Consider the following 17,800-nt stretch of genomic DNA (forward strand, 5'->3'; position numbering starts at 1 on the left):
ACATCCCGGGGGAACACGTGGCATCGCAAACAACGTTCGAGCAGGAAGTCGCCCAATTGATCGTCGACAGCCTCAATCTGGAGGACGTAGCCGCGGAAGAGATCGAACCCGAAGATGCCCTGTTCCGCGAGGGGCTGGGGCTGGACTCCATCGATGCCCTGGAACTGGCCCTTGCGATCTCGCGCGCCTACGGCGTTCAAATCCGTTCCGACGACGAGAACAACCGCCAGATCTTTCAGTCCCTGCGTGCCCTGAGCGCCCACATCGAGGCGAACCGAGCCGCGTCGTGAACACCCCCCTCGCCGCCAGCGTGGCCCTGAGCTATCCCGTCGCGGTTGTACTCGGCGTGACCTTCGATGTCCCTCTGTTGCCGCTGGCGATCCTGGCTACCCTCATCCTGGTGGCAAGCTGGGCCTCCCTGGGCTCCGCGGGCCGGACCGCGCTGGTCGCGGCGCTGGTTGCCGCCATCGCGCTCGTACTGACGCTCGGCGCCGGAACCTGGTTGCTGTACGCGATGCCGGTACTGATCATGGGGCTGCTGGCGTGGCTGTTCGCGCGCTCGCTGCGCCGCGGCTCCACACCGCTAATCACCCGCTACGCTCTGGCGATGGGCGCCTCCGACACCCCCCCGGTACACCGCTACACGCGCAACCTCACCCTGGCCTGGGCGCTTCTGTGCGGCACCCTGGCGGTCGCCTCCGGCCTGCTGGCCGTGTTCGCCTCCGCGACCACCTGGGCCTTGTTCGCCAACGGCGTGAACTATCTGCTACTGACCGCTCTGTTCCTGCTGGAGTACCCACTACGGCGCTGGCTGTTGCATAACGAGCCCCGGCGCGGCTTTCTTGCCTACCTCGTCGAACTCGCCCACGTGGATCATCAGCGGATGCTGAAACAACCATGACCGGGACCCAAGACCACCCGCAGGACATCCTGCCGCTGCTGGCCGACACGCCCGCGCCCCTGGCCCGTATCGGCGAGCGGACGGTCTCGCGCGCTGCATTCCTGGCCGATGTGCAGGCCCTGGCCGCGCGCCTGCCGCAAGCCCGGGCCGCCTTCAACCTGTGCCAGGACCGCTACCACTTTGCAGTCGCCTTCGCCGCGATCCTGCTGCGCCGCCAGATCAACCTGCTGCCGCCGAACCGCGGGCGCACCACCCTGGCGGAGATCGCCGGCCAGTACCCGGACGCCCCCGCCCTGGTCGACGGACCGGATGCCGAGATCGCGATCCCGGTCCTGCGGGTATCCGCCTGCGGCGAGGCCGGGGAGAGCGCGGAGCCAATCCCGACAATCCCCAGCGACCAGACCGCCATCCTCGCCTTTTCTTCGGGCAGCACCGGCACGCCCACGGTCCATGCGCGGAGCTGGGGCGCCCTGCATGCGGTCACCCATCAGGCGCTGGAATGCTTCGGCCTGCAGGACGGGGCCGGTCCGACCCTGGTGGGGACAGTCCCGCCGCAGCACATGTACGGCCTGGAATCGACCATCCTGTATGCCCTGCTGGGCCATGCGACCTTGCTGAGCCAGCGGCCGTTCTATCCCGAGGACGTGCGCGCCGCGCTGGCGGCCTGCGCCCCGGCCGTACTGGTCACCACACCCTTTCACCTGAATGCCTGCCTGCGCGCGGGACTGGAATGGCCGCAACCAGAACGCATCCTCTGCGCAACTGCACCACTGGACCCGGAGACAGCGGGCGCGGCCGAGCGTGTATTCGGTTGCCGCCTGGACGAGATCTACGGCTGCACCGAGGCCGGGGCCATCGCGACCCGGCGCACCACCCGCGAGAGCGACTGGACCACCTACCCCGGGGTGGAGATCCACGCCAAAGATGACGGCATCGTCCAGGTCCAGGGGCCGCAGCATCCCGCAGCGGTCCCGCTGCCGGACCATATCGAAGCCCGCGACGCCCACCATTTCCGCATGGAGGGACGTCTGGCCGACCAATTGAACATTGCCGGCAAGCGGGCCTCCCTGGCCGACCTGAACCGGCGCCTGAACGCGATCCCCGGCGTCCTCGATGGGGTCTTCATCCCGCCGGAGCCGAGCACCGACGCCCGCGGCGTAACACGCCTGGCCGCGCTGGTGGTAGCACCTGGGCGCAGCGAGGCCGAGATCCAGGCCACGCTGGCCGAATGCCTGGACCCCCTGTTTCTGCCGCGCCCACTGGTCCACGTCGACCACCTGCCGCGCTCGGCAACCGGCAAGCTGCCGCGTCAGGTCCTGCTGGATCTCCTCGCACGCCACGGCGAGTGCGCCTGACGCGCGCCCTGCCCATGTTTTCCCCCGTCCAGTCCAGCGTGCGCCGTATCGCGGCCGATCATCCGTCGCTGCCGGGGCATTTCCCAGGGCACCCGGTCGTGCCCGGCGTGGTCATCCTCGACCAGGTCGCCGCCGTTGCCCAAGCGCATGGCCTGGGCCCGATCGAGGCCCTGCCCCAGGTCAAGTTCCTGGCCCCGCTGAAGCCGGATGTCGACTTTCGCGTGGAGATCGACCCACCGGGACGCGGCGGTCGCCAGGCCTTCCGCGTGGTCGCCGACACCGCCGACGCCCCGGTGACCTTCTGTTCCGGGCAACTGCGCACGACCCACGACACTCCGGCCGCATGAGCCGCGCCTGGTTCCAGCAGAAGGAGCGGGGCTCGCCACTGGCCCTGCGCATCATCCTTTGGGTGGCGCTGAATGTCGGCCGCCGCGCCAGCCGCGCCCTGCTCTACCCGATCACCGCCTATTTCCTGCTGTTCGCGCCGCAATCGCGGCGCCACAGCCGCAACTACCTGCGGCGCGTGCTGGGGCGCGAGCCACGCCTGATGGACCAGGCCCGACACCTGCACTGCTTCGCGGCGGTCATCCTGGACCGAGTCTTCCTGCTGGCCGGTCAGGACGACCGCCTGGATATCCAGGTGCACAACCGCGAGGTCTTCCTCGAACACGTCGACAGCGGTCAGGGCGCGATCCTACTGGGCGCCCACCTCGGCAGCTTCGAGGCCCTGCGGGCACTGGCGGTCGGCAAGTACGACTTCCCGGTGCGGGTCCTTATGTACAACGACCACAACCAGAGCATCACCCAGTTTCTGGAGGCCCTGAACCCTGAAGTTGCCGCGTCGGTCATCCCGCTGGGGCGCACCGAGACCCTGATCCAGGCCCGTGAGTGCCTGGACCGGGGCGAACTGATTGCGACCCTGGGCGATCGTGTGGCCGAGAGCGACAAGATGGTCGCCTGCGACTTCCTTGGCGACACCGCGCTATTCCCGCAGGGTCCGCTCCTGCTGGCCGCGGTGCTCAAGGTTCCGGTTATCCTGTGTTTCGGGCTCTATCGCGGCGGCAACCGCTACGATATTGTCTTCGAACCCTTCGCCGAGACCATCGACGCCCCGCGCGGCCAGCGCGACGAAGCCCTGGCACAGTGGGTACAACGCTACGCCAGCCGCCTCGAGGCACGGGTACGCGAGGCCCCCTACAACTGGTTCAACTTCTATGACTTCTGGGACGACACATCGCGCTAGCGGTATCGGGCGAACCCCCCTCCCGGCCCTGATACTGCTGATGATCGCGCTGCTGGTTCCGGCCGATGCCACCGCTGGCGACACGCTGGACCGCATCCTGGCGGGGCTGGCCACCGATCGTGACGCGACGCTCGCATTCGAAGAGCGCCGCGACGACCCGATGCTGGAGTTTCCCGAGACCCGCTCGGGCAGTCTGTCCTTCGAGCCCCCCGATACCCTGATCCGCCAGGTCGACGGCCCACGCGGCGAGAAGGTCCACATCGAGGGCGACACCCTGACCCTGGAGCGGCGCGGCTCCAGCCGCGAGATCGACCTCAGCGAACAGCCTGCGCTGGCAACCCTGGCCGGACTGTTCCGGGCCCTGCTGACCGATGATCGCGAGACGCTGGAGGGCGATTTCGAGATCGATCTCTCGGGGGATGCCGACGCCTGGACCCTGGAGCTGGTCCCGCGCGACCGTGCCCTGCGCCGCATGGTCCCGGAACTGACCCTGAGCGGCACGGATGGAGAGCTGCGCGAGTTGGTCACCATTGAGTCGGGCGGCCACCAAAGCCGCATGCGCTTCGAACCATCCCAGTACGCAGACTGACACTTGCACGGCCTCACCTCCCGCATTGCCCTGGGCCTCTGGCTGATTGCCCTGCTGCTGGCCGCGCTAACGCTCACCCTGCGCGGCGAGCTGGTCACCGATCTGCAGGGCTTCGCCCCGGACCCCATCAGCGAGGGCGGGGTCCCCCTGGACCCGGGCGCCGGCCCGGCCGGGCGGATCCTGCTACTGGCCATCGAGGGCGGCGACGCCCGTGCGCGAGCGAACGCAAGCGATGCCCTGGTCGCCGCCCTGGAGGACCAAACCGATGTGGCCGGCATCCACAACGGGCGCCTGAACCCTGACGACCCGGCGCTGGATTTCCTGCTCGAACATCGCTATCTGCTTAGCCCAAGGGTCAACGCCGAACACTTCGAGGAGGCTCGTCTTGCAGAGCACCTGGAGGCCCGTCGCGACGACCTCTCCAGCAGCGTCCCGGAACTGCCGCGGGAATTGATCCCGCGCGACCCCACTGCCGAGATCCCCGCTGTGCTGGAACAGCTTGCCGCCGGCGGGGGGCGTGCCACCACCGGGCCCCAGGGTATCTGGATCGACCCGGATCGGGAGCGGGCCCTGCTGGTACTCCGCGGCGGCGCCGACGGCATGGACCTGGACGCCCAGGCGACATTGATCGAGCGCACGCAGGCAACCTTCGCCGAGCTGGATACGCCGGATCTGCATCTACGGATCGCGGGACCGGCGGTGATGGCCGTGGAATCCCGCGCCACCATCCGCGGCGAGGTGACCTGGATCACCGCCGGTGCGAGTCTGGCCCTTGCCGCGTTGCTACTGGCCGTGTTCCGCCATCCCCACCCGGTCTGGCTGGCGGCCGTCCCGCTGGCCAGCGGCATCCTGGTCGCCGCGGCGACCGTCACCCTGGTATTCGGCCACCTGCACGGCATCGCGTTGGCGTTCGGCATTACGGTGCTGGGGATTGCCCTGGACTATCCGCTGCACCTGTTCGCCCATGCCCAGCGACCGCGCAGCGCCAGCATCCCGGACATCGCGCGCGAGCTGTGGCCGGCCATCGCCCTCGGGGCCGGGAGTACCGTGCTGGTCTACGCCCTGATGGCGATGACCGGCTTCTCGGGCATGGCGCAGCTGGGACTGTTCGTACTCACGGGGGTGGCGGTGGCGGCCCTGGTAACGCGCTGGATCCTGCCTACACTGTTCCCCGCCCGACTGCGCAATGAGGGGCTTCCGCCCCTGCGCCTGCCACTACCCTCCGGCCTCGCCCATCCCCCAGTCTGGGCGCGCTGGGGGATGGCCGGGCTGACCCTGGCGGCCGTCGTCGTGATCGTGACCACGGAGCCCTTCCCGTGGGAGGACCGGCTGTCCGCGTTGCATCCGGTGCCGGACGACCAGGTCGCGCTGGACCAGGAGCTGCGCGAAGCCCTGGGTCTACCGGATGTCCGGCATGCGTTGCTGATCACCGGCGAGACCCCCGAGCAGGTCCTGCAAGCCAGCGAGGCCCTGGAAATCAGCTTGGCAGCCCTGCAGACCGCGGGCACCCTGGGGGACTACGACCATGCCGCCGATGTGCTGCCGAGCCAGGCGCGGCAGAAAGAACGTCAGGTCGCCCTGCCAACACCCGATACCCTGCGCGAACGCCTGGGCGCCGCCAGCACCGGACTGGGCTTTCGTGACGGGGCGTTTGATCCGTTCGTGGCCGACATCGAGAACGCCCGCCAGCAGAGCCTGTTGACCCCAGAAGCGCTGCCCGAGGGTCCCCTGCGCAATGCTCTGGAGCCGCTCCTGCAGGCGCGTGAAGACGGTACGGGCTGGATCGCCTGGGTCCGCCTGCAAGGGGTCCACGACCCAGACGCCCTGGCCCAATGGGCCGACGATATATCCACCGGCAACGACACCGCGCTCCAGTACATCGACTTCTTCCGCGCCTCGGAGGAGCTGGTCATCGGTTTCCGCAACGAGGCCCTGGAACGCCTGGCCCTGGGCATCCTCGCAGTCGCACTCTTGCTGCTGGCCGTGACCGGGGCGCCGGGTCGCAGCCTGCGCATCCTGACCGCGGTGGGTACCGGGCTCTTGCTGACGGTGGCGACGCTGGTGCTGATGGGCGTGCAGCTGTCGCTATTCCACCTGATCGCGCTGCTGCTGATCACCGGTCTGTGCCTGGACTACGCGGTGTTCTTCAGCCGTCCGCTGCGCGAGGCCGCCGCACGCCTGCGCAATCTGCGTTCGGTCAGCGTCTGTGCCCTGTCCACCCTGGTGGTCTTCGGCCTGTTATCCCTTTCCAGTCTTCCGGTCTTGCAGGCCATGGGTCTCACCGTGGTGCTCGGCGTGGTATTTTCCTTCTTCGCTGCAGCGCTGCTGGCCCCCGAGACGGGACAACAAGCGGCCGCCTGACACGACACGGACACCACTCACCCGGGGATCCCTCCGGCTACAACCCGCAGACACGCCGCTCCATGGACCCCCTGGTCATCACTGCCCATACCCTGACAAGCGCTGCCGGCACCGGCATCGCCGCGAATACCGAGGCCCTGAAACACGGGACCAGTGGACTGCGCCCCAGTGACCTGGATGCCGTCACCCTGGAGACCTACATCGGTCGCGTGCCCGGCGTGGAGGCCATCACCCTGGAGGGGCGCCTGGCTCCGTTCCAGTGCCGGAACAACCAGCTCGCCGAGCTGGGGCTGCGCCAGGATGGCTTTGCCGAGGCGGTGACCGCCGCGGCACAACGCCATGGCCCGGACCGGGTCGCGGTCCTGCTGGGGACCAGCACCTCCGGGATCGCCGCCACCGAGGCCGCCTACCACCGGCGCGATCCGCAGACCGGGGTACTACCGCCGTACTACGACTACCAGCACACCCAGAACATGTTCTCGCTGGCGGATTTTGTCGCCACCCGCTTTGGCCTGTCCGGCCCGGCCATGGTGATCTCCACCGCATGCTCCTCCAGTGCCAAGGTCTTTGCCGACGCCCAGCGCTTCATCGCGGCAGGGCTGTGCGACGCGGCCGTGGTCGGTGGCGTGGACAGCTTGTGCGGCATGACGCTGTACGGCTTCAATGCCCTGCAGTTGGTGGCCGCCCAGCCGTGCAATCCGCTGGACCGCGACCGTAACGGGATCTCCATCGGCGAGGCCGCCGGCTACTTCCTGCTGGAACGCGCCACCGCCGACATCCCCGGCCCGCGCCTGATCGGTCACGGCGAATCCTCGGATGCCCATCACATGTCCGCGCCCCACCCTGAAGGCCTGGGGGCCGCGACGGCCATGCAACAAGCCCTGGGGCGCGCGGGTTGCCATGGCGAAGCGGTCGATTACGTGCTGATGCACGCCACGGCCACCCCGGCCAACGACCGCTCCGAGGCCCGTGCCCTGACGCACAGCCTGGGAACGGGGTGCCGCGCCGTCGGCAGCAAGGGCCTGACCGGGCACACCCTGGGGGCCGCCGGCGCGGTCGGCGTCGCACAGGCCCTGGCCAGCCTTGCCGGGGGATTCATCCCGCCCACCGCCGGGCTGCAGACCCTGGACCCGGAACTGGACCTGGATGCCCGCGCCGACGTCGAACAGCGACCGGTGCAGCGGGTCCTGGTGAATGCCTTCGGCTTCGGTGGCAACAACTGCAGCCTGCTCCTGGAGGCGGCCCCATGAACCCGATCGGCCTGTACGCCGTGGGCCTGCTGGGCCCGGGCCTGGAGGACTTCGAGAGTGCCCGGCCGGTGTTGGCCGGCGAGGCGCCGCTGACGAGCCGGGATGTGCAGATCCCGCCGCCGGGGCTGCTGCCGGCCAACGAGCGTCGCCGTACTACGGCGACTATCCGTCTGGCATTGAAGGTCGCGGAAGAGGCCACCGAAGGTGCGGATCGCAGCCAGCTGCGCAGCGTGTTTGCCTCGTCCTCCGGCGACATGGACATCATCGATCGCATCTGCGACGCCCTGACCCATCCGGAACCCGTGGTCTCGCCGGTGCAGTTCCACAACTCAGTACACAACGCCCCGGCCGGCAACTGGTCCATCGCCACCCGCAACCCGGCCCCGGCCACCGCGCTTTCGGGCTACACCGCGAGCCTTGCGACCGGCCTGCTGGAGGCCGCCACCCTGCAACTGACCGAGGGCGGCGAGGTACTTCTGGCCTGCTACGACGTGCCGTCGATGGAGACCTTCGCCCACGTGCGGCCCATCCACCATCCCTTTGCAGTGGCCCTGCGTCTGGGGCCGCCCGAAGGGGCGCCGTGGCGATTGCAACTAGCGTTCGGGGGGGATGTCCCGGCCGATCGCTGCCGTGTCGACGAGCTGGAGGCCCTGCGCGATAGCAACCCCGCCGCGCGGGCCTTGCCCCTGCTGGAACAGCTGGCTCGGGGGACCCCCGGCCATGTTACGCTGCAGGCTCCACTGGGCCGATCCCTGAGCATCCAGATCGAGCCCTGATTTGTCCGCCCGGATCAGGAAGATCCCGCGTATGCCACCCCGACCCGAAAGCCTGGATCACGAGGCCATTTGCCGGCTGCTGCCGCATGCCGGGGCCATGTGTCTGCTGGATTCCGTGGAAGACTGGTCCGACACCATTATCCATTGTCGTGCCGATCACCACCGCGACCCGACCAACCCGCTGCGCGGGGAGGCCGGGCTACACGCCCTGGCCGCGCTGGAATACGGAGCTCAGGGTATGGCCGTGCACGGCGCGCTGCTGGCCGACGCCGGGCCGCCCCGCGCCGGCTACCTGGCCGCCGTCCGCGACCTGAAGTTGCCGGTTCAACGACTCGACGACCTGGAGGCCCCGCTGACGATCGAGGCCGAGCGCATCCTGTCGGATGCCAACAGCTCCATATACGACTTGCGGGTCACCGCGGGCACGCAGGCCGTGCTAAGCGCCCGCGCGACGGTCATCCTGCAACCCGCCGACGAGGAACCAACGTCATGACCATCCGCGCCCTGATCACCGGTGCCAGCGGCGCGATCGGCGCCGCGATTGCCGAGGCCCTGGCCGTATCCGGGCATGAGGTCATCCTGCACGCCCATCGCAATGCCACAACGGCCGAGGCAACGGCGCAGGCCATCAGGGCGGCCGGAGGGCAAGCCCAGGTGCAGGTATTCGACATCACCGACGAGGCTGCCTGCCGCGCAACCCTGGAGCCTCTGGCGGCCGAACAGCCCATTCAGATCCTGGTCCACAACGCGGGAATCCACGATGACGCCCCGCTGGCCGGGATGAGCCGGGAACAATGGGATCGCCCAATCAATGTTGGGCTGAATGGCTTCTACAACGTTACCCAACCGCTGCTACTGCCGATGATTACAACTCGTTGGGGGCGGGTGATTGCGATCTCGTCGGTCGCCGGGCAGATCGGCAACCGCGGCCAGACCAACTACGCCGCGGCCAAGGCCGGGCTCCACGGCGCGATCCGCTCCCTCGCCCAGGAAGTGGCCTCACGCGGGATCACCGCCAATGCGGTCGCGCCCGGGATCATCGAGAGCCCGATGAGCGAATCCAGCTTTGATGCCGACACCGTCCGCAGCATGGTCCCGATGCGCCGCGCCGGCCAACCCGCGGAAGTCGCGAACGTGGTCGGCTTCCTCGCCAGCGAGGCGGCCAGCTATGTCTCCGGCCAGGTGATCGGCGTCAACGGCGCCCTCGCCTGATCGCGCCATGACCGCCGTCGTCGCCCTGATCCCGGCCCACAACGAGTCCGCCACCATCGAGGCGGTGGTGGCCGGTGCCCGCGCCCATGTCGACCGCGTGATCGTGGTCGACGACGGCTCCGACGACGATACGGCCAAGCGGGCCGAGGGACAGGCCGAGGTCCTGCGACAGAACACAAACGGCGGCAAGGCCGCCGCCCTGTGGGCCGGCATGCAGCACGCCCTGGCCACTGGTGCGGATGCGGTCGTAACCCTGGATGCCGATGGACAGCACGACACCCGCGAGATCCCCGCACTGATCGCCGCCTGGCAAGAGACCCCGAACCGGCTAATCCTGGGCGCGCGCCTGAAGGGCCGCGAACACACGCCTCCGCTGCGCCTGTTTGGTAATCGAATGGCGGACTTCTGGATCGCCTGGGCATCCGGACAGCCATTGCAGGACTCGCAATCGGGCTTCCGCCTCTATCCGTCCGCGTTGTTGCAACGCCTGGATTTGCGCCACCACCGGTCCCGTGGCTTCGTGTTCGGATCCGAGGCACTGATCGTCGCCGAACGCCTCGGGTTTCCCGTGCGGGTCGTCCCGGTGCGCTGCATCTATCCGGAGGACTGCCGCCCCAGCCACTACCGACCCACTGCCGACACCCTGCGGATTATCGCGATGGTGGCCAGCCACCTGCTGCGCCGCGGGATGCGGCCCGCAGGGCTGTGGCGATCCCTGCGTAGACCTTGATACCAACCGGCGTGGAAAGCGCGAGCGGACCTGTCTACACTCCCACACGCCAATACCCAGAGGAGGAAAACACCATGCACACCAAGACCTTGCTGGTCATTCTGATGGTGGCACTCGTCGCCCTGGCAGGCTGCCGCGGGACCGTGCCAGTTCAGAACATCAGCGACACATCGGTCACCGACGTCGACGGCGAGCGCCCCAGTGCCGAACAGATGGAACGCGCCATCCGCACCGCCGGTGCCTCGCTGGGCTGGCGCATGGAAGAGACCCAAGACGGCTTGCTGGAGGGCCGACTCAGCCTGCGTGACCACGTGGCCGTGGTAGAGATCCCGTACGCCGCGGGCGAATACAGCATCCGCTACAAGGACAGTTCCAACCTGGACTACGCGGACGGCAACATTCACCCGAACTACAACAACTGGATCCAGAACCTGGACAACCAGATCCGCGCCCAGCTCTCCGCCCTCTGATCCCGCCCCGCGTCGGGCACACCCCGGCGCGGAGGGCTCCAGGGGCAAGGGCCTTTTCACCACGAAGCCCACGAAGGCACGAAGAAAACCCGAAAAGCGCTCACAGGAAGATGCGAAGACTGGAAGATGGCTTGCAAGGCAACGTACGCCACATGGGTTGCGTGCCCCTGCGGTCTTCCGGTCTTCTCCCCTTCCTGTAGAGGCCCTTCAGAGCGGGTTTTCTTCGTGCCTTCGTGGGCTTCGTGGTGATGACAGATTTTTTCAGTAGCGGCGGTCAGTCGGCGCGCGGGCGATCGTCCGGCTTGCGGGGCGCGTCTCCAGAACCCTTGCCCGCCGGCTCGTCGTCCTGGGCGTCCGACTCGTTGGCGCCACCGGCGGCCTCGCCGGGGCCGGTGCCATAGTCGCTACGCGTCATGTGGGATAACAACTGACCCGCGCGGTCCTCCAGGCGGTCCCGGGTCGGCTTGTCCGCCAGCTCCTCCGCACTCTGTGCGAGGTGGTGGTAGAGGTCCCGGTAGGACCCCGCCATGGTGGCGAAAAGCGTGGCGGTGCGATCGAAATGGTCGTTGACCTGGCTGCGGTAGCGGGTCAGCTCCTGCATGCGCCTATCCAGCTCTTCTTCCAGTTCGCGGATCAGCTTGCGCTCGTCACTGGTCACGCGACCGACCCAGAACCCCACCAGGCCGGCCACCACGATTGCCAGAATCCCGAGGGCCACCCACAGTCCGACTGCTGTCTGCTCTTCCACCACGACATCCTCTGAAAATGTAAGGGCCATTGTGCCGCAGCCCCTGGTCGAACGCACTTCCGGGCATGCTAACCTCGCCTCAAGAACGAAGCCGGACGTCGCAGCAATGTCCTGCATTCGAACCATTCGTCCCAGCATGAGCGAGCCCGTCCCAACATGATTGACCCGCAACACGCGCAACAAATCCGTCAGGCGCAGGCCGGCCTGATCAACCTGGTTGTACAGGCCACGCAGAACCCCGAGACGCGCCGTGAACTGGAGCCGGTACTGAACCAGGCGCACGAGGCCGGATGGGGCGACCTGATCCTGCGCATCCGCCGCGTGCTTGAAGGCGAACGCGACCCGGCCCTGCTGCACGGCCTGGACGATGAAGACACTGTGATCCTGACAGCAATCCTGTCCGGACTGCAGGACCCGTCTACCTTGCCCGACCCCGAGCAAAGCGGCGACCCCGCGCAGGCGGCGCCCGGCCTCGCACAGATGATTCACGGTGCGGCCCGCGGCGATGTCCAGTCCCTGCACTGGCTGTCGCAGATGGCCGAGCAGATGAGCCGCGCTGGCGGTGACATGGCTCTCCTCGGTGGCATTACCAAGCGCCTGGTGGACGGCGAGCGCGACCCCGAGACGCTGTGCCGGGGTATGGGCGCCCAGGGCGAATCACTGGTCCTCTCTATCCTTGCAGAGCTTGGCAAGCTCGAGCAGCACTGATCCGCCCATGCGGCCACCCGCTCATCAGCGCCTCCCCGCCCCTCGCGGAGCGCTGGCCCTCCGCCTGGCACTGGTTACACTGACTCTGTCGCTGATCCAGGGCTGCGCCGCCGTCACGGTGCAGGCGCCACCGGAACCGGACGACCCCGTGACCGTCGCGCTTCTGGACCATGGCCGTCATTCCAGCCTGGTCCTGCCAACCGAGAATGCCGACATCTGGCGCCGCTATTCCTATGGTGACTGGGCCTTTTACGTTGAACGGCGCACAGGCCCCCTGGTCGGCCTGGCCGGGCTCTTCCTGCCGACACGTGGCGGACTGGGACGCCAGACGCTCACCGGGCCCGAACTGGCGGGCGCGGTGGAGCATCAACTTCGGGTGCCACTGGAAGAGCTCTATCCGCTAATCGTCACTCGGGAACGGGTCACACGGCTGCGGGAGGAACTGGAGGCCATTTGGGAGACCGGCAACGACGACCGGGCGCAGTCCACCGAGTGGGACATGGCCTTCGTCGAACACCCGGAGTCCTACACACTACTCAACAATTCCAACCGCATGGTCGCCCGCTGGCTACAGGCGCTGGAGATCGACGTCTCGCGCCCCCCAATCCTCTCCAACTGGCACGTAGAGCCTCCCTAAAACCTGAAATTCATTTACAGGCAGGCTCGAAGACCGGAAGGAATGCAACGAGGGCGGCAGCGATGGGTTCCGCTACTAAATCACTACCCCTCTCCCAATCTTCTTGCCTTCCTGTCGATGCTTTTTGCTTTAAGGAGGCGCTGGTTTAATCGCGCGTCCGCGCTCGAGTCGCTTTTGCGTGCAAACAAGGCGCGGTGACTGCCGTGCAGTCATTCTGCACAAGGGAACCGCAACGCTGTGCGCGCGCCCGTTTTTGATCGACAACGGGCGGCCAAGCCCCTGCTTCCAATGGTTTGTGGGGTTGGCGCCCCCTGTTCCCCGATCCTGCGTTGCGCCCCGAATCCATCAGAAACGGGCGGGTAGAACCACCACCCGCTGCACGACGCGCCTTGTCTCGGAAAACAGGGGGCACCAACGCGGACGTGCGATTAAACCAGCGTCTCCTTAAAGGTCCTTGCCATGGAGGCCCGCGGGTGGGTCAGAGGCGGTGGGCCCATTCGAGGACCGCATCCTGGAGGTTTCGGCCCATGCCGAGATGGGCACGTGGATCGTTGACCAGCACGACCACGGCCAGGTCATCTCCGCCTTGAGTGCGCACATAGCCGGCGACCGTCGAGACCTCGTTCAGATGCCCGGTCTTCAGGTGCATCTGCCCGCGTAAGTCGCGCTGGCTGCCATTACGGAAACGGTTGCGAAGCGTCCCGTCCAGCCCCGCCAGCGCCAATGAGGACTGAAACTCTGGACGGTGGGGGTGCTTCCAGCCCGCCTCCAGGATGCCGCCCAACTGGCGTGCCGTCATCCGGGTGTTCCGACTCAGGCCGGAACCGTTGTCGACCACCATACCCCCCACATCAACCCCCATGCCTCGCAGCGATTCCAGCAACGCTTCACGCCCCTTCTCGAGGGTCGCGGGCGGGGTGAAATGGCGAGCCCCCAGGGTCAGGAGCAGGTGGCGGGTCATCACGTTGGAACTCCACTTGTTGGAGACCCGAATCAGATCCGCCAGCGGCCGCGAGGTATGGCGCAGGATCGGCTCGTCATACAAGACGGGCAGGACACCAGGGCGAATCTCGCCGGTCAACTCACCGCCCCATTGTTCCCAGTGCAGGCGGAACATCTCGGCGTGATTGGCCTCCGGCGACAGCACCGAGCGCAGCATTTCGTAGTCGCCACAGTTGACCGGATACTCGCCAGCGAGGGTGACCCGCTGCGCCTCTGGGTTGGCGTTGAAGCGGATCCCCCTTTGCCAGGCCCCACAGCTGCCACGGGTTGGTTGCAAGCGGTTCACGATCTCCAGCCCGGGCAGGGGCGGATCGACGGTCACGTCGATGCCGTCCCCGCGACGTTCGGGGCGAACCCGAAAGCGCTGGGCGTTGGCATTCACATGCAGGGCGTAGGGCAACTGATTGTAGGCGCGCAGCGGCTGGTCATTGAACGCCGCCGGATCCTCGGGGGCTAGCTCGAAATGCGAGGCGTCGAGGATGACATTGCCCTCGATGCGCCGGAGCCCGGTCTGGCGCAGCTGTCCCAGCATGCGCCAGTGTTCCTCGCTGACCATGCCGGGATCGCCGGTCCCTCGAATCACCAGATCGCCCCCCAGCACACCGTCGCGCACCGGACGCGTCGCCCATACCTCGGTGGTCCAGGTGTAATCCGGGCCCAGTTCGTGCAGGGCGGCCAGCGAAGTCGCCAGCTTCATGGTGGAGGCGGGGTTGTAAGACTGATCGACGTTCAGGCGCGCCAGCACCGCACCATCGGACATCCGCTGGACCCACAACCCGACATTCTCCGGCGGCAGCCGCTGGCTTTCGATCGCCTGTTGCAACGGACCGGGCAGATGTTCGAACTGGGCCTGTGCAACCGGCGCTGCCAACCAAAACAGCGCAACCCACCACAGATAACCACCACCCAAAAACCAGCGCCCCCAAGGGCGGCCCTGGCGACACAAAGAGCGATACGGAGACATGCGGCGAACCATCCTGAGAAGGCGTGATGAACAGCTTCCTATACTGGTCTCAAGCGCCCTCCCCGACAAGCCCCGTTTACATCCGTGACCAGGGGAAATCGAGCACCTCGTCAATGCGGGAAACACCCAGCAGACACATCAGCAGGCGATCCACACCCAGGGCCACGCCGGCACAGTCTGGAAGACCGGCATCCAGGGCCGCCTCCAGGTGCCGATCAGGTGGCGGGAGCGTCTGGCCGCGCTCGCGCCGGATCGCCATATCCCGCTCCCGGCGAAGGCGAAACACCTCGGGATCTGTCAGTTCGAAATAGCCGTTGGCCAATTCCAGGTCGCCCCAGTAGAGCTCGAAACGGGCGGCGTAGTCCGGCCGGTCGACGCAGGGGCGTGCGAGCACGGCCTGGCTCTCGGGGTAGTCGAACAAGATCGTCAGCCGGTCCGGCGGGAATCGTGGTGCGATGACCAGACTGATCAGGGCATCCAGCCAGCCATCCCGGTCCAGGCCACCATGAATGCTGAGCCCGTGATCCACCGCCACCCGTTCCAGTTCCGCGGCATCCGCGCGCACGGGGTCCACATTCAGGGTGGTACGAAACAGGTCCGCGTAGGCGATCTCTTCGCAGCCGCTGGGTGCCCGCCAGTCGGGTGACCGGGACGCCTGGTCCACGATCAGCGCGACCACCTCGCGAGCCAGTGCATGGTGGTCCAGGTCTCGGCGGTACCACTCCAGCAGGGTGAACTCGGGGTTGTGGCGGGGACCCGTTTCGCCGCCGCGGAAGACCCGAGCGATTTGGTAAATATCCGGGGCCCCGCCCGCGAGCAGGCGCTTCATCGGGAACTCTGGCGAGGTCTGCAGATAGCCCCGCTCACCGCCAGGGGCCTGTGCCTCCCAGCTCTCCAGCATCGGGTCCAGGGGCGCCCCTCGGCTCAGGATCGGGGTCTCCACCTCAAGCACCTCGCGCTCCGCGAAGAATGCCCGCAGCCCGGCCAGCAGGCGGGCGCGGGCCGTGCGGGCCTCGGCCGCACCCGGACGCCAGTCGCGCATACCGTTGGGGCCGGCGACGTCAGGCGCGCGAGACGTATTCGCCGTTGCGGGTATCGACCTTGATCGTCTCGCCTTCTTCCACGAACAACGGGACCTTGACCACTGCCCCGCTCTCCAGCGTGGCCGGCTTGGTGCCGCCCTGCGCGGTATCCCCACGCAAACCCGGATCGCACTGGGTAATCTTCATCTCGGTAAAGGCCGGCGGCACCACCGAGAGCGGTTCGCCGTTCCACAGGGTCACCGTGCAGGTGTCCTGCTCCTTCAGCCACTGGCCGGAATCCCCCAGCGCGGCCTCGCCAACGGCGTACTGCTCGAAGGTGTCCGGCACCATGAAGTGCCAGAACTCGCCATCGTTGTAGAGATACTGCATCTCGGTATCCATTACGTCGGCGGCCTCAACCGACTCACCGGACTTGAAGGTCTTCTCCAGTACCCGGCCGGTGCGCAGATTGCGCAGCTTCACCCGGTTGAAGGCCTGCCCTTTGCCAGGCTTGACGAATTCGTTCTCGACAATGGACTGCGGATCGCCATCCAACAGGAGTTTGAGACCGGCCTTGAATTCGTTGGTACTGTAGGTTGCCATTGCGCGCTGTCCTCAAAGATGCGTGGCGCGGACACGCCGCCCCGTCCGGAAACGATCCATGCCCACAAAGCCCGTCATGATAACGCGCGCGCCGCGCGGAACCCAGTCATCCACAACGACCGGGCCGCGCACCACACCGCTCTGGCAACAGGCGCTGGCACGCGCGATCAAGGACCCGGAGACGCTTCTGCAAAGGCTCGGGCTACCCTCCACGTCGCTGCCGGGCGCGCAGGCGGGGCATCGATTGTTCCGCACCCGCATCCCGGAGAGTTACCTGGCGCGCATGCGTCCGGGCGATCCGGATGACCCGCTGCTGCGGCAGGCCATGCCGCGCAACGAAGAGACCCATGAGCTTCCCGGCTTCGTCAGCGACCCGGTGGGGGATCACGATGCCCTGGCGGCGCCGGGCGTGGTGCACAAATATCATGGCCGGGCCCTACTGCTAACCACTGGGGCCTGCGCCATCCACTGCCGCTACTGCTTCCGCCGCGAGTTCGATTACGCCGAACACAATCCTGCCCAGGACGACTGGGAGCCCGCGCTGGACTATATCGCGGGCCATCCGGAACTCCACGAAATCATCCTCAGCGGCGGAGACCCGCTAGCGCTTAGTGACGTCCGGCTAAAGCGCCTTGCCGAACGCCTGGCCGCCATCCCCCACCTCCAGCGTCTGCGCATTCACACCCGTCTGCCCGTGGTCCTGCCGGAGCGAGTAGACGACGCCCTGCTGACCTGGCTCGGGCAGGGGCGCCTGCAGCACATCCTGGTGCTGCACGCGAACCACCCGCGCGAATTCGCCGCACCGGCGGATGCGGCCCTGCGGCGACTGCAGGCGGCCGGGATCACCCTGCTCAACCAGGCCGTCCTGCTCGCGGGGGTCAACGACGATGTCGAGACCCTGGTCGAACTCCAGGAGGCCGGTTTTCGCCTCGGCGTGCTTCCCTACTACCTGCACCAGCTCGATCGCACCCGCGGCACCGCGCACTTCGAGGTCCCGGACGCGCGCGCCCACGCGCTGTACCAGGCACTGCACGCCCGCCTGCCAGGCTACCTGGTTCCTCGGTTGGCGCGCGAGATCTCCGGCGCCCCCGGAAAGACGCTCCTGGCACCGTTTCCCGGTCGTGAATGAAGCTCATCAGCGACCACACCGTTTGCACGGTTTGCTGCTAAAGTAGCGCCAGCTTTATCGTCTCTCATGCCCGCGAAGACCTTAAGGCCAGCATCTTCCC

The 17,800-nt window shown here is 67.3% G+C and carries 20 protein-coding genes; 16 read left to right on the forward strand and 4 right to left on the reverse strand.

Annotated elements, in window-relative coordinates:
* Positions 1-17: 17 nt before the first annotated feature.
* The 13 genes from D002_RS0111145 to D002_RS0111205 all read left to right on the forward strand — a co-directional run bounded on the left by D002_RS0111145 (position 18) and on the right by D002_RS0111205 (position 10,887).
* Complete coding sequence (locus D002_RS0111145; RefSeq protein ID WP_026181673.1) at positions 18-290, forward strand: phosphopantetheine-binding protein; 273 nt, start codon at positions 18-20, stop codon at positions 288-290.
* Positions 287-901, forward strand: a complete 615-nt coding sequence (locus D002_RS0111150; RefSeq protein ID WP_018142008.1) for a hypothetical protein — start codon at positions 287-289, stop codon at positions 899-901. Before D002_RS0111145 ends, D002_RS0111150 begins: the two co-directional genes overlap by 4 nt.
* Entirely contained in the window at positions 898-2,256 is a 1,359-nt protein-coding gene (locus D002_RS0111155; RefSeq protein ID WP_018142009.1) for an AMP-binding protein, read from the forward strand. The genes D002_RS0111150 and D002_RS0111155 overlap by 4 nt, the downstream gene beginning before the upstream one ends.
* A 14-nt stretch (positions 2,257-2,270) precedes the next feature.
* A complete protein-coding gene (locus tag D002_RS0111160) occupies positions 2,271-2,603 on the forward strand; it encodes a hypothetical protein (protein WP_026181675.1) in 333 nt (110 codons plus the stop codon).
* The gene (locus tag D002_RS0111165; RefSeq protein ID WP_018142011.1) at positions 2,600-3,499 is read left to right on the forward strand and encodes a lipid A biosynthesis acyltransferase; all 900 of its coding nucleotides are present in this window, start codon (positions 2,600-2,602) and stop codon (positions 3,497-3,499) included. Before D002_RS0111160 ends, D002_RS0111165 begins: the two co-directional genes overlap by 4 nt.
* A 40-nt stretch (positions 3,500-3,539) precedes the next feature.
* The gene (locus D002_RS0111170) at positions 3,540-4,088 is read left to right on the forward strand and encodes a LolA-related protein (protein ID WP_018142012.1); all 549 of its coding nucleotides are present in this window, start codon (positions 3,540-3,542) and stop codon (positions 4,086-4,088) included.
* A gap of 3 nt (positions 4,089-4,091) precedes the next feature.
* Positions 4,092-6,449 carry an MMPL family transporter gene (locus D002_RS0111175; protein ID WP_018142013.1) on the forward strand — a complete coding sequence of 786 codons (2,358 nt, stop codon included), beginning with the start codon at positions 4,092-4,094 and terminating at the stop codon, positions 6,447-6,449.
* Between the two features lie 62 nt (positions 6,450-6,511).
* A complete protein-coding gene (locus tag D002_RS0111180; protein WP_018142014.1) occupies positions 6,512-7,699 on the forward strand; it encodes a beta-ketoacyl-ACP synthase in 1,188 nt (395 codons plus the stop codon).
* A complete protein-coding gene (locus D002_RS0111185) occupies positions 7,696-8,475 on the forward strand; it encodes a beta-ketoacyl synthase chain length factor (RefSeq protein ID WP_018142015.1) in 780 nt (259 codons plus the stop codon). The genes D002_RS0111180 and D002_RS0111185 overlap by 4 nt, the downstream gene beginning before the upstream one ends.
* 31 nt (positions 8,476-8,506) lie before the next feature.
* The gene (locus D002_RS0111190; protein ID WP_018142016.1) at positions 8,507-8,968 is read left to right on the forward strand and encodes a hypothetical protein; all 462 of its coding nucleotides are present in this window, start codon (positions 8,507-8,509) and stop codon (positions 8,966-8,968) included.
* Positions 8,965-9,687 (forward strand): 3-oxoacyl-ACP reductase FabG, encoded by a 723-nt coding sequence (fabG, locus tag D002_RS0111195; RefSeq protein WP_018142017.1) that lies wholly within the window; start codon positions 8,965-8,967, stop codon positions 9,685-9,687. The genes D002_RS0111190 and fabG overlap by 4 nt, the downstream gene beginning before the upstream one ends.
* A gap of 7 nt (positions 9,688-9,694) precedes the next feature.
* Positions 9,695-10,417, forward strand: a complete 723-nt coding sequence (locus D002_RS0111200) for a glycosyltransferase family 2 protein (protein ID WP_018142018.1) — start codon at positions 9,695-9,697, stop codon at positions 10,415-10,417.
* Positions 10,418-10,491: 74 nt separating this feature from the next.
* On the forward strand, positions 10,492-10,887 hold the full coding sequence (locus D002_RS0111205) for a hypothetical protein (RefSeq protein WP_018142019.1): 396 nt from the start codon (positions 10,492-10,494) through the stop codon (positions 10,885-10,887).
* 274 nt (positions 10,888-11,161) lie between these two features.
* On the opposite strand, the gene D002_RS0111210 is transcribed toward D002_RS0111205, so the two are convergent.
* The gene (locus D002_RS0111210; RefSeq protein ID WP_026181677.1) at positions 11,162-11,635 is read right to left on the reverse strand and encodes a YhcB family protein; all 474 of its coding nucleotides are present in this window, start codon (positions 11,633-11,635) and stop codon (positions 11,162-11,164) included.
* Positions 11,636-11,791: 156 nt separating this feature from the next.
* Between D002_RS0111210 and D002_RS0111215 the strand changes: the two genes are divergently transcribed.
* A complete protein-coding gene (locus D002_RS0111215) occupies positions 11,792-12,343 on the forward strand; it encodes a hypothetical protein (RefSeq protein ID WP_018142021.1) in 552 nt (183 codons plus the stop codon).
* A gap of 7 nt (positions 12,344-12,350) precedes the next feature.
* Positions 12,351-12,980: a DUF2459 domain-containing protein gene (locus tag D002_RS0111220; protein ID WP_018142022.1), complete on the forward strand. Its 630-nt coding sequence runs from the start codon at positions 12,351-12,353 to the stop codon at positions 12,978-12,980.
* 478 nt (positions 12,981-13,458) lie between these two features.
* Here D002_RS0111220 and dacB read toward each other — a convergent pair whose 3' ends face one another.
* From dacB to efp, 3 genes are all read right to left on the reverse strand, one after another.
* Positions 13,459-14,946 (reverse strand): D-alanyl-D-alanine carboxypeptidase/D-alanyl-D-alanine-endopeptidase, encoded by a 1,488-nt coding sequence (gene dacB / locus D002_RS0111225; protein WP_018142023.1) that lies wholly within the window; start codon positions 14,944-14,946, stop codon positions 13,459-13,461.
* Between the two features lie 76 nt (positions 14,947-15,022).
* Entirely contained in the window at positions 15,023-15,988 is a 966-nt protein-coding gene (gene epmA, locus D002_RS0111230; protein ID WP_018142024.1) for an EF-P lysine aminoacylase EpmA, read from the reverse strand.
* 19 nt (positions 15,989-16,007) lie between these two features.
* A complete protein-coding gene (gene efp, locus D002_RS0111235; RefSeq protein WP_018142025.1) occupies positions 16,008-16,571 on the reverse strand; it encodes an elongation factor P in 564 nt (187 codons plus the stop codon).
* 76 nt (positions 16,572-16,647) lie between these two features.
* Here efp and epmB point away from each other — a divergent pair, with 76 nt between their 5' ends.
* A complete protein-coding gene (gene epmB, locus D002_RS0111240; RefSeq protein ID WP_018142026.1) occupies positions 16,648-17,700 on the forward strand; it encodes an EF-P beta-lysylation protein EpmB in 1,053 nt (350 codons plus the stop codon).
* The last annotated feature ends 100 nt before the right edge of the window (positions 17,701-17,800 follow it).

It is taken from the genome of Thioalkalivibrio sp. ALJ7 (genome assembly GCF_000376865.1).
Lineage (GTDB): Bacteria > Pseudomonadota > Gammaproteobacteria > Ectothiorhodospirales > Ectothiorhodospiraceae > Thioalkalivibrio.